This window comes from Paractinoplanes atraurantiacus (assembly GCF_900215205.1).
Lineage (GTDB): Bacteria > Actinomycetota > Actinomycetes > Mycobacteriales > Micromonosporaceae > Actinoplanes > Actinoplanes atraurantiacus.
This window is the reverse complement of record NZ_OBDY01000011.1, coordinates 76,560-91,346: the sequence shown is the minus strand read 5'-3', so window position 1 is coordinate 91,346 and position 14,787 is coordinate 76,560. Positions and strand designations below refer to the sequence as shown.

Here is a 14,787-nt window from a genome sequence, read left to right as displayed (position 1 = left end):
CACTGGAGGACAACAAGATGACTGACGTGCAGACCAGGACCGACGCCGAGCTCAGCACCGAGGAGCCGAAGTGTCCCGGTACGGCGTCGACCCGCCGTGGCGTCCTTCTCGGCGCGGGCGGGCTGGGCGCGGCCTGCGTGCTCGCCGCCTGCGGCACGAGCACCTCGAGCACCAACAGCAACGGCACCGACTTCAGCGACCAGCCGGCACCGGCCGGCAGCGCCGGCGCGCAGAACGACGGCACCGGCAACGCGGCCGCCGGCGGCACCGCGCTGGCCGTCGCGGCCGACGTGCCCGAGGGCGGCGGCGTCATCAAGGGCGACCTCGTGATCACCCAGCCCGTGGCCGGCACGTACAAGGCGTTCAGCAAGGTGTGCACCCACGCCGGCTGCGACGTCAACAAGATCGACGCCGGGCAGATCTCCTGCCCGTGCCACAACAGCAAGTTCTCGATCGAGACCGGCGAGCCCACCTCGGGACCGGCCACCAAGGCCCTGACCGAGACCAAGGTCAAACTGGACGGCGACAACATCGTCGCGGCCTGATCCCGGGCTCTCAGCGGCCGGAGATCCGAAGCCGTGGCGGCGGCGACGGACCTCCGGTCGGGTAATCATGTCAGTCCCCCGCACTAGTGTTGAGACCGTGCCAGACCCCTCCAGCTACCGCCCGGCGCCCGGGACGATTCCCGAGTCGCCCGGCGTCTACCGTTTCCGCGACCCCGGCGGCCGCGTCATCTACGTGGGCAAGGCCAAAAACCTGCGGAACAGGCTGAACTCCTATTTCGCCGACACCTGGTCGCTGCACGCGCGCACCCAGCAGATGGTCACCACGGCGGCCAGTGTGGACTGGGTCACGGTCGGCACGGAGGTCGAGGCGCTCCAGCTCGAGTTCAGCTGGATCAAAGAGTTCGACCCGCGCTTCAACGTCAAATACCGCGACGACAAGTCGTACCCGTTCCTCGCCGTCACCCTCAACGAGGAATACCCGCGTCTGCAGGTGATGCGCGGCGCCAAGCGCAAAGGCGTGCGCTACTTCGGGCCTTATTCGCACGCCTGGGCCATCCGCGAGACCCTCGACCTGCTCCTGCGGGTCTTCCCGGCGCGGACGTGCTCGACCGGGGTCTTCAAGCGGGCCGGTCAGATCGGCCGTCCCTGCCTGCTCGGCTACATCGGCAAGTGCTCGGCGCCCTGCGTCGGCACGGTCTCGGCCGACGAGCACCGGGCGATCGTCGACGACTTCTGCGACTTCATGGCCGGGCGCACCGACACGTTCGTCAAACGGCTCGAGCGCGACATGATGCAGGCCTCCGAGGAGCTCGAGTTCGAAAAGGCGGCCCGGCTGCGCGACGACATCGCCGCCCTGCGCCGCGCCATGGAGAAGCAGACGGTGGTGCTCGGTGACGGCACCGACGCCGACGTGGTGGCCTTCTCCGAGGACCCTCTGGAGGCGGCGGTCCAGGTCTTCCACGTGCGGGACGGGCGCGTCCGCGGCCAGCGCGGATGGGTCGTGGAAAAGGTCGAGGACCTCACCACCGGCGATCTCGTGCACCACTTCTGCAGCCAGATGTACGGCGGGTCCGAGGGGGAGAACGACGTGCCGCGCGAGCTGCTCGTGCCGGCGCTGCCCGACGACGCCCCGGCGCTGGAGAGCTGGCTGTCCGAGCGCCGCGGCAGCCGGGTCGCGCTGCGGGTGCCGCAGCGGGGCGACAAGAGGTCGCTGATGGAGACGGTCGCGCGCAACGCGGGGGAGTCGCTGCAACGGCACAAGCTGCGCCGCGCGGGCGACCTGACGACGCGCAGCAAGGCGCTCGACGAGATCGCCGAGGCGCTGGGGCTCGGCTCGGCGCCGCTGCGCATCGAGTGCTTCGACGTGTCGCAGATCCAGGGCACCGACGTGGTGGCCTCGATGGTGGTCTTCGAGGACGGGCTGCCCCGCAAGAGCGAGTACCGGCGCTTCGCCGTCCGCGGCAACGCCGACGGCAGCGGCATGGACGACCTGTCGGCGATGAGCGAGGTCATGCGGCGGCGCTTCGCCCGCTTCAAGGCCCAGCCCGGCGCGGACGGCCCCTTGGACAAGCCCCCGGTCGATTACACGGACACTGACGCGCCGGGCACGGACGCGCCGGACACGGACTCGCCGGGCACCGACGAGATCGCGACCAACGAGCTTCCCGGCATCGACCCGCTGACCGGCAAGCCGCGCCGGTTCGCCTATCCGCCGCAACTGGTCGTCGTCGACGGTGGCCAGCCCCAGGTGAACGCGGTGGCGGCGGTCTTCGCCGACCTCGGCATCACCGACGTGGCGCTGTGCGGGCTGGCGAAAAGGCTGGAAGAGGTGTGGCAGCCGGGGGAGGACTTCCCGGTGATCCTGCCGCGCACCTCCGAGGCGCTCTACCTGTTGCAGCGGGTCCGCGACGAGGCGCACCGGTTCGCCATCACGTTCCACCGGCAGCGGCGGTCCAAGCGGATGACGGCGTCGGCGCTCGACAACATCCCGGGGCTGGGGGAGACGCGGCGCAAGGCGCTGCTGCGGCATTTCGGCTCGCTCAAGCGGCTCTCCGCGGCCACCCCCGAGGAGATCACCGAAGTCCCGGGCATCGGACGGCGTACGGCCGAAGCGGTCCTGGCCGCGCTGATCCCGCCGACGCCCGGCTCCGGCTCCGCTTCCGCTGCCGACGAGCCGGCTGCCGATGAGCCGGTCTCCGCCGACGACCCGGTGGTGTTCCCGCCGGGCGGTGCCGGCCCCACCAAGGCGCGGGCCGGGCGGGTCAACGCGCCGTCGAACAGGTCGCATGTGACGCCGACCTGAGCGCTGCCCGGAACGCGGGGCGGCGACCGCTTGTTGTAGTGACGGGTCCGGTGTACCGGATCGTGTAGACGACAGCCGTCCGGACGGTTGGTGCCGGTGGCTTCGGCCTAGGATGTTGTGTCCGCCGCGGGTGCGGGCACGGACGCGGGAGGCGTGGTGACGGAGTCGATGCCGGAGTACGTGGCGGACTCTGAGGTGGACCTGGAGGAAGTGACGACCGATCTCGTGATCGTCACCGGGGTGTCCGGCGGCGGCCGCAGCACAGTGGCCCGGGCCCTGGAGAACGTCGGCTTCTACGTCGTCGACAACCTGCCCCAGGCCCTCATGCTCGACATGGCCCAGCTCGCCCTGCAGGCGGGTGGCGCCGCCAGGCGTACGGCCATGGTCCTCGACGTGCGCAGCCGGGCTTTCTCGACCGACCTGACCGGTGCGGTCCACGCCCTGCGCGAGCGTGGCTTCAACCCGCGCGTGGTCTTCGTCGACGCCGAGGACGACGTGCTGATCCGGCGGTTCGAGTCGGTGCGCCGCTCGCACCCCCTTCAGGGTGACGGGCGGCTGGCCGACGGCATCACCGCCGAGCGCAAGCTGCTGGCCGAGGCCCGCGAACAGGCCGATGTGATCATCGACACCAGCCACCTCAACGTCAACCAGCTCCGCCGCCGGGTCGAGGAGCTGTTCGGCGGGGAGGACGTGCGCCGGCTGCGGATCACCGTGCTGTCCTTCGGCTTCAAGTACGGCCTGCCCCCGGACGCCGACTACGTGATGGACGCCCGGTTCCTGCCCAACCCGTTCTGGGTGCCGGCCCTGCGCGACCACACCGGTCTGGAGGACTCGGTCAGCACCTACGTCCTCGACCAGGAGGGCGCGAGCGACTTCGTCAAGACGTACGCCTCGCTGATCGCCGCCACCGCGACCGGCTTCGAGCGCGAGGGCAAGCGGTACCTGACCGTCGCCGTCGGCTGCACGGGTGGCAAGCACCGCAGCGTCGCCATCACCGAGGAGCTCACCGCCCAGTTGCGCGACATGCGGCTCGCGGCCCACTCGTCCCACCGCGACCTGGGGCGGGAGTGACGGCGCGCCGCCCGGTCAAGGTGGTCGCGTTCGGCGGCGGCCACGGCCTCAGCGCCTCGCTGCGTGCCCTGCGCCGGGCGAGCGCCGAGATCGAGCTGGACATCACGGCGGTGGTCACCGTCGGCGACGACGGCGGCTCCAGCGGGCGCCTGCTGGCCGAGCGGGACGCGCTGCTGCCCCCGGGCGACCTGCGGCAGGCGCTGGCCGCGCTGGCCGACGACACCCCGGTCACCCGGCGCACGGCCGACGTCCTGCAGTACCGCTTCGCCGAGATCCCGGCCGGCGGCGAGGGCCCCGACCCGCTGGTCGGGCACGCGGTGGGCAACCTGCTGCTGCTCGGGCTGATGGAGATGCTGGGCGACCCGGTTCACGCGCTCGACCACGCGGCGGCCATGGTCGGCGCCCGCGGCCGGGTGCTGCCGATGGCGCGGCACGCGGTCGGCATCGAGGCGGACGTGCGCGGCGCCGACCCGTCGCGCCCCGACGACGTGGTCACGGTCCGCGGTCAGCACGCGGTCGCGGTGACCTGCGGTCACGTCGAGGCCGTACGCATCGAGCCCGCCGACCCGCCGATCTGCGACCCCGTGATCGACGCGATCGGCGCCGCCGACTGGCTGATCTTCGGGCCGGGGAGCTGGTACACGAGCGTGCTGCCGCACCTGATGGTGCCCCGGCTGGCCGAGGCGATCACGGCGAGCCCGGCCCGGCGGCTGGTGACGCTGAACCTGGCCGCCGACAACGAGACGCTCGGCCTCTCGGTGGCCGACCACCTGGCGGCCCTGCACTGGTATCTGCCCGGCCTGCGGGTCGACGCGGTGGTGGCCGACGGGAAATGGGTGGGCGAGCCCGAGCCGGTCCGGCGGGCCGCGGAGGCCCTGGGTGCGCGGCTGATTCTGGCACCCGTGGCCGTTGCGGACGGCAGCGCCAGGCATGATCCTGAGTCGTTGGGCGTTGCCCTGGTGCCGGTATTGGGCGCCGATCGTTAAGCAGAGGCCGAATACGGCATGTTTTGGTGGAAATCCGGCGCATGAGGTGAGCACACGATGGCGATGACGGCAGCGGTCAAGGACGAGCTGAGCCGGGTCGACGTGCCCAAGCCCTGCTGCCGTCGGGCCGAGATGGCGGCCCTGCTGCGGTTCGCCGGGGGCCTGCACATCGTCTCCGGCCGGGTGGTGGTGGAGGCCGAGCTCGACACCGGCGCGGTGGCGCGGCGGCTACGGCGCGAGATCGCCGACGTGTACGGATATCCGAGCGAGGTGCACGTGCTGGCCTCCGGCGGCCTGCGCAAGGGCAGCCACTACATCGTGCGCATCGTCAAGGACGGCGAGGCGCTGGCCCGCCAGACCGGCCTGCTCGACGTGCGCGGCCGTCCCGTCCGGGGCCTGCCGCCGCACGTGGTGTCGGCCAACGTCTGCTGCGCGGTGGCCGCGTGGCGGGGCGCCTTCATGGCGCACGGCTCGCTGACCGAGCCCGGTCGCTCCAGCGCCCTGGAGATCACCTGCCCCGGCCCCGAGGCGGCGCTGGCGCTGCGCGGCGCGGCCCGCCGCATCGGCATCACGGCCAAGGAGCGCGAGGTGCGCGGCGTCGACCGGGTCGTCATCAAGGACGGCGACGCCATCGCGGCCCTGCTGACCCGCATCGGCGCCCACGCGAGCGTGCTGGCCTGGGAGGAGCGCCGGGTGCGCCGCGAGGTGCGCGCGACCGCCAACCGCCTGGCCAACTTCGACGACGCCAACCTGCGCCGCTCGGCCCGCGCCGCGGTGGCCGCCGCGGCCCGGGTCACCCGCGCCCTGGAGATCCTGGCCGACGAAGCACCCAACCACCTCACCTCGGCCGGCCAGCTGCGCCTGGAGCACCGCCAGGCCTCGCTCGAGGAGCTGGGCGCCCTGGCCGACCCGCCACTGACCAAGGACGCGATCGCCGGCCGTATAAGGCGTCTGCTCGCCCTCGCCGACAAGCGCGCCCGTGACCTGGGCATCCCCGACACCGAGGCCGCCGTGACCCCCGAGATGATGGCCTGCTGACTAGTAGTCTCTTGTCACCTGTAGTCCCCCGGAAGGTGAAAAGCTTTTTACCTACGGAAAAGCCCTTACCGCGGCCTTCGAAAACCCGGCAGACTTCCCCGCCATGAGCGGCACAGAGGCCCTCGCGCAGAGGGTGACAGCAGTGGAAGATGAGATCGCGGACATCCGACAAGACGCGGCGGAGGTGAGGATCTTGGCAGCCGGTGCAAGCCAGGACGCGAGCGACTATCAGTCGTCGCTGATGCATCACGTCAAGCAGTTGAACGCGCTCCGAAAGACGCAGATCGAACAGTCCGGGCAACTCAGGGCGATGTCCACCGATCTACGCCACGTCTTCGACGAGGTGAAGAATCTGCGGGTGACGCAGCTCGAGCAGCAGGCCGATCTGGACAAGCTGGTCGAGGGTCAATTCCAGCAGTGGACCGACATCCAGGAGATCAAGCGGACCCAGCTCAGGCACCACGCGGACCAGAAGGCGAAGATCTCCGACCTCAAGACCGACGTCACAGGGCTCAAGACCGACGTCTCGGAACTCAAGACCGACGTCTCGGAGCTCAAGACCGACGTCTCCGGGCTCAAGACCGACGTCTCCGACCTCAAGACCGACGTCTCGGGGCTCAAGACCGACGTCTCGGAGCTCAAGACGGGCATGGCGAAGGTGCTTCAGCTGCTCGAGCGTCGTGGTGATGGCGCGGCCGGCTGATCAGTGGTGAGCGGGGGGTCGCGCGAGCGGCCCCTCGTGGTTTTCGGTGGGGAGAAGCGCAGGTTAACGGGGGAGCTTAGTCACGGTTAGGTTGCGCCCCCTGCGTGATGGGCTCAGAGGGCTCGGATAGTGTCTTAGCCGACGGCGACGGTGCCGGCAGCTCGGCCGACCGCGCTGTGCGCCGCCCGTCAGTCGCGGCGCCTCCTCCTGCTGGCGCGGCGGCCGGACGCCCCTTTGCCGGCCCGGGAAACGGTCGGCAACGCAGACCCTCCGCCGGTCGCAAAATCCGGCGGACCGAAACGAGGAGATCCACCTGTGACCATCCGGGTTGGCATCAACGGCTTCGGCCGTATCGGCCGCAACTTCTTCCGGGCGGTTCTCGCCTCGGGCGCGGACATCGAGATCGTCGGTGTGAACGACCTGACCGACAACGCCACGCTGGCGCACCTGCTCAAGTACGACTCGATCCTCGGCCGCCTGCCGTACGAGGTGAAGGCCACCGCCGACGAGATCACCGTCAACGGCAAGACCTTCAAGGCGTTCGCCGAGCGTGACCCCAACAACCTGCCGTGGGGTGACCTGGGCGCCGACGTCGTCATCGAGTCGACCGGCTTCTTCACCGACGCCAGCAAGGCCAAGGCGCACGTCGACCAGGGCGCCAAGAAGGTCATCATCTCGGCCCCGGCCAAGAACGAAGACATCACCATCGTCATGGGCGTCAACGACAACCTGTACGACGGCGCGAAGCACACGATCATCTCGAACGCTTCCTGCACCACCAACTGCCTCGCCCCGATGGCGAAGGTCCTCAACGACGCGATCGGGATCGAGAAGGGTCTGATGACCACGATCCACGCGTACACCCAGGACCAGAACCTGCAGGACGGCCCGCACAAGGACCTGCGCCGCGCCCGCGCCGCCGCCCTGAACATCGTGCCGACCTCGACCGGTGCCGCCAAGGCCGTCAGCCTGGTGCTGCCGGAGCTCAAGGGCAAGCTCGACGGCTTCGCGCTGCGGGTGCCGATCCCCACCGGCTCGGCCACCGACCTGACCTTCACCGCCGCCAAGGACACCTCGGTCGAGGAGGTCAACGCCGCGATCAAGGCCGCCGCCGAGGGCCCGCTCAAGGGCATCCTGGTCTACACCGAGGACGAGATCGTCTCCTCGGACATCGTGACCGACCCGTCGTCCTGCATCTTCGACGCCGGCCTGACCAAGGTCATCGGCGGCAACCAGGTCAAGGTCGTCGGCTGGTACGACAACGAGTGGGGCTACTCGAACCGCCTCGTCGACCTGGTCAAGCTCGTCGGAGCCTGATCTTGAAGACTCTCGACGACCTGCTCGGCGAGGGTGTCTCGGGTCGGCGCGTGCTCGTGCGCGCCGACCTGAACGTCCCGTTCGACAAGAATCAGCCGGGTGTCATCACCGACGACGGCCGCGCCCGCGCGGTCCTGCCGACGCTGATCGCCCTGCGTGACGCCGGTGCCCGCGTCATCGTCGTCTCGCACCTGGGCCGCCCGAAGGGTGCCCCGGACCCCAAGTTCACGCTCGCCCCGGTCGCCACGCGGCTCGGCGAGCTGCTCGGCGCGCCGGTCGCCTTCGCGGCCGACACCGTCGGCGACGACGCGGCGGCCAAGGTCGGCGCGCTCGAGGACGGCCAGGTGCTCCTGCTGGAGAACCTGCGGTTCAACGAGGGTGAGACCGCCAAGGACGAGGCGGCCCGGGCCGCTTTCGCTGCTCAGCTGGCCTCGTTCGCCGACTACTACGTCGACGACGCCTTCGGCGCCGTGCACCGCAAGCACGCTTCGGTGTACGACGTGCCGGCGATCCTGCCGCACTACGCGGGCGGCCTCGTGCTGCGCGAGGTCGAGGTGCTCAAGAAGGTCACCGAGAGCCCCGAGCAGCCGTACGTCGTGGTCCTGGGTGGCTCGAAGGTCTCCGACAAGCTCGCCGTGATCAAGGCGCTGCTGCCGAAGGTCGACAAGCTGCTCGTCGGCGGCGGCATGTGCTTCACCTTCCTCAAGGCCCAGGGCCACGAGGTCGGCAAGTCGCTGCTCGAGGACGAGATGGTCCAGACCTGCGCCGACCTGCTGGCCGAGGCCGACGGGCGGATCGTCCTGCCGGTCGACGTCGTCGCGGCCACCGAGTTCTCGGCCGACGCCGACCACGTGACGGTTCCGGCGTCCGAGATCCCGGCCGACCGGCTCGGTCTCGACATCGGCCCCGAGTCGGTGGCGCTGTTCGCCGGCGCCATCGGCCCGGCCAAGACCGTGTTCTGGAACGGCCCGATGGGCGTCTTCGAGCTGGCGCCGTTCGCGGCCGGCACCCGGGGTGTCGCCGAGGCCATCACCAAGATCGACGGCTTCTCGGTCGTCGGCGGCGGTGACTCGGCCGCGGCCGTGCGCACCCTCGGCCTCGACGAGAGCGCCTTCGGGCACATCTCGACGGGCGGCGGCGCCTCCCTGGAATACCTCGAGGGCAAGACCCTGCCCGGCATCGAAGCGCTGGAGAAGTGACGTGACTGCGGAAGCTCGCCGGCCGCTGATGGCCGGCAACTGGAAGATGAACCTCAACCACTTCGAGGCGAATCTGCTGGTGCAGAAGCTGGCCGCGAGCCTGTCCGAGCAGCAGCTCACCGACGTCGAGGTGGCTGTGCTGCCGCCGTTCACCGATCTGCGCACCGTGCAGACCGCTGTCGACGGCGACAAGCTGCTCATCGAGTACGGCGCTCAGGACATCTCGCGGCACAAGTCCGGCGCCTACACCGGCGAGATCGCCGGCTCGATGCTGGAGAAGCTGGGCTGCACGTACGTGCTGGCCGGCCACTCCGAGCGCCGCGAGTACCACAACGAGGGCGACGAGATCGTCAACGCGAAGGTGAAGGCGGCCTTCGCGAGCGGCCTCACGCCGATCCTCTGCGTGGGCGAGGGGCTCGACATCCGCGAGGCCGCCGGGCACTGCCCGCACTGCGTCAGCCAGCTCGACGCCGGTCTGGCCGGGCTCAAGCCGGAGCAGGTCAAGCAGATCGTCATCGCTTACGAGCCGGTCTGGGCGATCGGCACCGGCAAGACCGCGACGCCGGAGGACGCCCAGGAGGTCTGTGGCGCCCTGCGGGTCCGTCTCGTCGAGAAGTACGGCGACGAGATCGGCAACGCGGTGCGGATCCTGTACGGCGGCTCGGTGAAGGCGGCGAACATCGCGGCCATCATGGCGCAGCCCGACGTGGACGGCGCGCTCGTCGGCGGCGCGAGCCTCGACGCGGAGGAGTTCGCGTCGATCGCCCGATTTCGGGAGCACGTAGCCCGCTGAGAAGTTCGACGCGTGCCCGGGCGCCTCTGGCGACCGGGCACGCGCTATTGTTGGACCGCTCCTGTGCCCTTCGAGAGGAATCGAACCGACCATGCCGATGTGGTTCGCGTACACGATGATCGTGTTGCTGGTGCTCACCAGCATTCTGCTGACCCTGCTGATCCTGCTGCACCGCGGCAAGGGCGGCGGTATGTCGAGCATGTTCGGTGGCGGCGTCACCTCCAGCCTGGCCGGCTCGTCGGTCGCGGAGAAGAACCTCGACCGCTACACCGTGCTCGTCGGTGTCGTCTGGTTCGCCGCCATCGTCGGCATGGGCCTGTGGATGCGCCTCGCCGTGGGTGGCAGTTAATAGCCAGGCACGCTTCCTGACGGAGCGTAATAGTCGTAGAATCTGCCGCGCGTCCGGTTCTGCCGGGCGCGCGGCGTTTGTTTTGGTTCGTTTCGCACCGAGACGTTGGTTTCGTCCGAGACAGGAGTGACGTCCGTGTCCAGTGGCAGCGCCATCCGCGGCAGCCGAGTCGGCTCGTCCCCGATGCGCCCCGACGAGCGTACCGAGCCCGCACCCCGCCGGGAGGTGACCTACTTCTGCTCCGCCGGGCACATCAGCGACATCTTGTTCGCCGCTGAGGCGTCCCCGCCGGAGACGTGGGACTGCCCGCGCTGCGGCCAGCCCGCCGGCCTCGACGGCAAGAACCCGCCCGGCCGGCTGCGCTCCGAGCCGTACAAATCGCATCTGGCGTACGTCAAGGAGCGCCGCTCCGACGAGGACGGCGCCAAGATCCTGGAAGAGGCGCTGGCCAAGGTGCGCCAGCGCCGCGGCCGAGACTAAAAGGTCGAGCGGCCCATATAGGTCACGTTCTCGGCGCCGGGCACCGTGAGTTCGGTGAAGCCCAGCCGCTCGTAGAAGACGCGCGCCCCGGTGTTGGCCGGGTTCATCCCCAGATGCACCCGGTCCACGCCGGCCGCGCGCAGACCGTCGAGGAAGGCCGCCATCAGGCCCCGGCCGAAGCCCTTGCCCTGCCATTCCGGCAGCAGGTCGATGTGCAGGTGGGCGGGATAGTCGGCCAGCGCCGGGATGATCATGCGTTCCGGGTTGTGGTGCAGGCTCAGCCACATCTGGTCGCGAGGGTCGTCGCCGTAGCGTCCCTCGGTCGCCGGGAGCCACTCGTCGCGGTAACGCTTGACGAAGTCCGCGGTGTCCTTCGTGCCGAGGACGTAGCCGACCGCCGTGCCCTCGCCGTCGTCCAGCACATATGCCCGCTCGGGCTCCAGCACGACGTAGGGCGCGGCGAAGATGTCACCGACCAGCCGGTCGGAGCTGTTCTGGCCGCGGGCGTCGCCGCCGGCGTCGGCCGTGCGCACGCAGATGTCGTAGATGGAGTCGAGGTCGCTGGGCCGGTAGGCGCGGATCTTTGGCTGCACGATCCGCAGTCTAGGGTTCACCGGCCGCGTGGCCTGGCTCACGCCCTGCAGGTGGGCGCCGATTCGGCTCGGCGCCGCACCTTCGGGCAGTCTTTCAGCTCTTCGCGGCCACGTTCGCCGCGGCCGCCTTGTCGAGCAGCCAGTACGTCTTCGAGGCGCCGGTGGCGTGCGCGGCCGGCAGCAGCTTGTCGCCGTTGAGGGCCTTGCCGACCGACTCGGTCTTGTCGGGGCCGGCCGCGATCAGCCACACCTCGTCGGCGCTCTGGATCGTCGGCATGGTCAGCGTGATCCGGGTCGGCGGCGGTTTCGGGCTGTTGTGCACGGCCGCGGTCGTGCCGGTCTCGTTGAGCACCGGGTGCTCGGGGAAGAGCGAGGCCACGTGGCCGTCCTCGCCGACGCCGAGCATCAGCACGTCGAACGGCGGCACGTCGGCCCCGCCCAGGCGCAGCTCGCCCGCGTACCGGGCGGCGGCCGCCTCGGCGTCGTCACCGTCCGGGCCGTCCGAGGCGGGCATGGCGTGCACTCGGGCCTCCTCGAGCGGCAGCGCGTCGAGCAGAGCGGCGCGGGCCTGGGTCTCGTTGCGGTCGGCGTCGCCCGAGGGCAGGAAGCGCTCGTCACCCCACCACAGGTCCACGTGGGACCAGTCGATCGCCGCGGCGGCCGGCAGGTCCTTCAGGGTGTGCAGCACCTTGCCGGCGATGCGGCCACCGGTCAGCACCACGCTCGCCGTGCCGCGCTCCGCCTGCGCGTCCACGATCTTGGCGACGAGCCGGGACGCCACCGTCGCCGCGAGGATGTCGGCGTCGGGTACCACCACGACCAAGGTCTTGCTCACGGTCACTCCTGTCAAAGGCCGTGGGCCGCCTTCCGGAACGGAGACGGCCCACTTCGAACTTTCGGAAAACTACGCGGCCGAACCGCCGGGGCCCGCCATCGCGCCGGCCTCCGACTCCGCCTTGGCGGCGAGCGCCGGGTCCTTCCAGACGTGCACGCGCATCGGCGGCTTGTGGTCGAGGCCGGTCACCCCGGCCATCGCGCCCAGCGCGTCGGCGTAGATCTGGTCGGCGTCCAGGCGGCGCAGCTCCTCGGCCAGCTCGTCGCCGACCGGCCGCTTCGGCAGCGGCATGTAGCGGTCCTCCTGGCCGGTGCGGCTGAACAGCGCGGTGTTCTCCTCGCGGGTCACCGTCACCGTGTCGCCGTTCTCGCACTGCAGGCTCACCGAGTGCATCCGCGGGGAGCGGTCGGTGTGCTGCAGCGCCGGGTGGATGCCCAGCCGGGACTGCAGCCAGCCCCGCATGAGCGCGGCCGTCGGGTCGGACTCGGGCGCCGTGATGGTCGCGCCGACGACCCGGGCCTCGGTGGTGTCGAAGGCGCCGGCGACCAGGGTCCGCCACAGGGTGATGCGGGTCCAGGTCAGGTCGGTGTCACCGGGCGCGTAGTCGATCGCCCGCTGCCGCAGCGCGGCCACCGGGTCGCTCGCCTGGGCGCAGTCGGTGATCCGGCGGTCGGCGACGACGCCGAGGAAGTCGTTCGCGATCGTGTCCGGCGGGTCCTGGTGCCACCAGGTGACGACCGGGACGTCCGGCGCGAGCAGCGGCATGACCACCGACTCGGCGTGCAGCGCGAGACGGCCGTACATCCGCATCACGACCGCCTCGGCCGGGCCGAGCCGGCCACCGACGACGATCTCGGCGTCCAGGCGGCTGCGGCCCTCCAGGTCGGAGCGGACCACGATGAGCAGCCGGCACGGATGCGCGGCGGCGGCGATCGTGGCCGCGGCCTCGGCCTCGCGGACCTTCTTCTCCTCGACGACGGCGACCAGCGTCAGGGCCAGGCCCGACGCCACACCGCCGGCGCTGCGCCGCTCGGCGGCGAGCGCCTTCACCACCTCGTTGCCGGTGGTGTCCCACAGCCCGATCATGCTCGCCTCCACGCGCGGCCCTCGCGGGCCAGCATCTCGTCGGACGCCCGCGGGCCCCACTCGCCGGCCCGGTACGGCTCCGGCTTGGTGCCCTTCCAGGCGGCCTCCAGCGGGTCGATGACCTGCCAGCTCTGCTCGATCTCGGCGGCGTCCGGGAACAGGGTCCGGTCGCCGACCAGCACGTCCAGGACCAGGCGCTCGTACGCCTCGGGGCTGGACTCGGTGAACGCCTCGCCGTACTGGAAGTCCATCGCGATGTCGCGGACCTCCATCGTGGTGCCCGGCACCTTGGAGCCGAACTTGAGCACCACGCCCTCGTCCGGCTGCACGCGGATGACCAGCTGGTTGTTGCCCAGCATCTCGACGTCGGCCGGGTCGAACGGCAGGTGCGGCGCGCGCTTGAACAGGATCGCGATCTCGGTCACCCGGCGCGGCATGCGCTTGCCGACCCGCACGTAGAAGGGGACCTCGGCCCAGCGCCTGTTCTGCACGCCGAGGCGTACGGCCGCATAGGTCTCGGTCGTTGAATTGGCCGGGATGTTCTTTTCCTCGAGGTAGCCCGGGGCGCGCTCGCCGGCCACCCAGCCGGGGAGGTACTGCCCGCGGACCGAGCCCTTGGAGATGTCTTTCGGCAGGCTGATCGCCTTGAGGAACTTCAGCTTCTCGGCGCTGACGTCGCGCGGGTCGAAGCTGGTCGGCTCCTCCATGCCCACCAGGGCCATCAGCTGGAGCAGATGATTTTGGAGTACGTCGCGGGCGGCGCCGGACGCGTCGTAGAACGCGGCGCGGGTGCCGATGCCGACGTCCTCGGCCATCGTGATCTGCACCGAGTCGACGTATTTGGAGTTCCACACCGGCTCGAACAGGCTGTTGGCGAAGCGGAGGGCCAGGATGTTCTGGACCGTCTCCTTGCCGAGGTAGTGGTCGATGCGGTAGACGTCGCCCGGCGTGAAGACCTCGTCGACGAGCTGGTTGAGCGCGATGGCGCTCTCGAGGTCGGCGCCGAACGGCTTCTCCACGACGACGCGGCGCCATCCGCCGGACTTGGCGTTGTCGGCCATGCCCGTGCGGGCCAGCTGGTTGAGCACCAGGGGGAAGGCGGCCGGCGGGATGGAGAAGTAGAAGGCGGCGTTACCCGGGATGCCGTTGCGCTCACGCAGGTCGTCGAGGGTCTCGGCGAGGTTGTCGAACGCGGCGTCGTCGTCGAACGAGCCCGGCACGAACTGGAACTGGCTGGCCAGCCGCTGCCAGACATCCTCGCGCCACGGCGTGCGAGCGCCCTTTTTCGCCGCCTCGTAGGCCAGGGACTCGAAGTCGCCGTCACCCCAGTCGCGGCGGGCGAAGCCCAGAACCACGAAGCCGGGCGGCAGCAGACCTCGGTTGGCCAGGTCGTAGACGGCCGGGATGAGCTTCTTTCTAGACAGGTCACCGGTGACTCCGAAGATCACCAGAGCACAGGGCTCCGGGATCCGGGGAAGCCTGCGGTCCTGTGCGGTACGCAGCGGATTGCCCACGTGATCCATCCTGCC

At 70.4% G+C, this 14,787-nt stretch carries 15 protein-coding genes; 11 read left to right on the top strand and 4 right to left on the bottom strand.

The features are described from left to right. Positions 1 to 17 precede the first annotated feature (17 nt). The 11 genes from CRP55_RS24455 to CRP55_RS24405 all read left to right on the top strand — a co-directional run bounded on the left by CRP55_RS24455 (position 18) and on the right by CRP55_RS24405 (position 10,744). A complete protein-coding gene (locus CRP55_RS24455) occupies positions 18 to 545 on the top strand; it encodes a Rieske (2Fe-2S) protein (RefSeq protein WP_097322608.1) in 528 nt (175 codons plus the stop codon). Positions 546 to 642: 97 nt separating this feature from the next. Further along, a complete protein-coding gene (gene uvrC / locus CRP55_RS24450) occupies positions 643 to 2,808 on the top strand; it encodes an excinuclease ABC subunit UvrC (RefSeq protein WP_218854691.1) in 2,166 nt (721 codons plus the stop codon). 168 nt (positions 2,809 to 2,976) lie between these two features. After that, complete coding sequence (gene rapZ, locus CRP55_RS24445; protein ID WP_097322607.1) at positions 2,977 to 3,879, top strand: RNase adapter RapZ; 903 nt, start codon at positions 2,977 to 2,979, stop codon at positions 3,877 to 3,879. Further along, a complete protein-coding gene (locus CRP55_RS24440; RefSeq protein WP_097322459.1) occupies positions 3,876 to 4,865 on the top strand; it encodes a gluconeogenesis factor YvcK family protein in 990 nt (329 codons plus the stop codon). Before rapZ ends, CRP55_RS24440 begins: the two co-directional genes overlap by 4 nt. 57 nt (positions 4,866 to 4,922) lie before the next feature. Next, positions 4,923 to 5,903 (top strand): DNA-binding protein WhiA, encoded by a 981-nt coding sequence (gene whiA / locus CRP55_RS24435; protein ID WP_097322458.1) that lies wholly within the window; start codon positions 4,923 to 4,925, stop codon positions 5,901 to 5,903. Between the two features lie 142 nt (positions 5,904 to 6,045). Next, positions 6,046 to 6,606: a hypothetical protein gene (locus CRP55_RS52250; protein ID WP_143234855.1), complete on the top strand. Its 561-nt coding sequence runs from the start codon at positions 6,046 to 6,048 to the stop codon at positions 6,604 to 6,606. A 315-nt stretch (positions 6,607 to 6,921) separates the two neighbouring features. Beyond that, positions 6,922 to 7,923, top strand: a complete 1,002-nt coding sequence (gene gap / locus CRP55_RS24425) for a type I glyceraldehyde-3-phosphate dehydrogenase (protein WP_097322457.1) — start codon at positions 6,922 to 6,924, stop codon at positions 7,921 to 7,923. Then, positions 7,920 to 9,122, top strand: a complete 1,203-nt coding sequence (locus CRP55_RS24420) for a phosphoglycerate kinase (protein ID WP_179855331.1) — start codon at positions 7,920 to 7,922, stop codon at positions 9,120 to 9,122. The genes gap and CRP55_RS24420 overlap by 4 nt, the downstream gene beginning before the upstream one ends. Positions 9,123 to 9,150: 28 nt before the next feature. Continuing rightward, complete coding sequence (gene tpiA, locus CRP55_RS24415; protein ID WP_218854697.1) at positions 9,151 to 9,915, top strand: triose-phosphate isomerase; 765 nt, start codon at positions 9,151 to 9,153, stop codon at positions 9,913 to 9,915. Positions 9,916 to 10,006: 91 nt separating this feature from the next. Further along, on the top strand, positions 10,007 to 10,264 hold the full coding sequence (gene secG, locus CRP55_RS24410; protein WP_097322454.1) for a preprotein translocase subunit SecG: 258 nt from the start codon (positions 10,007 to 10,009) through the stop codon (positions 10,262 to 10,264). A gap of 135 nt (positions 10,265 to 10,399) precedes the next feature. Beyond that, positions 10,400 to 10,744 carry an RNA polymerase-binding protein RbpA gene (locus CRP55_RS24405; RefSeq protein ID WP_097322606.1) on the top strand — a complete coding sequence of 115 codons (345 nt, stop codon included), beginning with the start codon at positions 10,400 to 10,402 and terminating at the stop codon, positions 10,742 to 10,744. Here the strand turns inward: CRP55_RS24405 and CRP55_RS24400 are convergent. The 4 genes from CRP55_RS24400 to zwf all read right to left on the bottom strand — a co-directional run bounded on the left by CRP55_RS24400 (position 10,741) and on the right by zwf (position 14,772). Then, positions 10,741 to 11,337 (bottom strand): GNAT family N-acetyltransferase, encoded by a 597-nt coding sequence (locus tag CRP55_RS24400; RefSeq protein ID WP_097322453.1) that lies wholly within the window; start codon positions 11,335 to 11,337, stop codon positions 10,741 to 10,743. The two genes, CRP55_RS24405 and CRP55_RS24400, sit on opposite strands and share 4 nt — an antisense overlap. Positions 11,338 to 11,431: 94 nt before the next feature. After that, positions 11,432 to 12,172: a 6-phosphogluconolactonase gene (gene pgl / locus CRP55_RS24395; RefSeq protein WP_097322605.1), complete on the bottom strand. Its 741-nt coding sequence runs from the start codon at positions 12,170 to 12,172 to the stop codon at positions 11,432 to 11,434. 69 nt (positions 12,173 to 12,241) lie between these two features. After that, positions 12,242 to 13,258 carry a glucose-6-phosphate dehydrogenase assembly protein OpcA gene (locus tag CRP55_RS24390; RefSeq protein WP_097322604.1) on the bottom strand — a complete coding sequence of 339 codons (1,017 nt, stop codon included), beginning with the start codon at positions 13,256 to 13,258 and terminating at the stop codon, positions 12,242 to 12,244. After that, complete coding sequence (gene zwf / locus CRP55_RS24385) at positions 13,255 to 14,772, bottom strand: glucose-6-phosphate dehydrogenase (RefSeq protein ID WP_179855330.1); 1,518 nt, start codon at positions 14,770 to 14,772, stop codon at positions 13,255 to 13,257. Before zwf ends, CRP55_RS24390 begins: the two co-directional genes overlap by 4 nt. Positions 14,773 to 14,787 lie beyond the last annotated feature (15 nt).

What these genes read in the sequence shown, in the direction of transcription:
- CRP55_RS24455 (WP_097322608.1), top strand. Translation starts at nt 18, where the DNA reads ATGACTGACGTGCAGACCAGGACCGACGCCGAGCTCAGCACCGAGGAG.
- rapZ (WP_097322607.1), top strand. Translation starts at nt 2,977, where the DNA reads ATGCCGGAGTACGTGGCGGACTCTGAGGTGGACCTGGAGGAAGTGACG.
- whiA (WP_097322458.1), top strand. Translation starts at nt 4,923, where the DNA reads ATGGCGATGACGGCAGCGGTCAAGGACGAGCTGAGCCGGGTCGACGTG.
- tpiA (WP_218854697.1), top strand. Translation starts at nt 9,151, where the DNA reads ATGGCCGGCAACTGGAAGATGAACCTCAACCACTTCGAGGCGAATCTG.
- secG (WP_097322454.1), top strand. Translation starts at nt 10,007, where the DNA reads ATGCCGATGTGGTTCGCGTACACGATGATCGTGTTGCTGGTGCTCACC.
- CRP55_RS24390 (WP_097322604.1), bottom strand. Translation starts at nt 13,258, where the DNA reads ATGATCGGGCTGTGGGACACCACCGGCAACGAGGTGGTGAAGGCGCTC.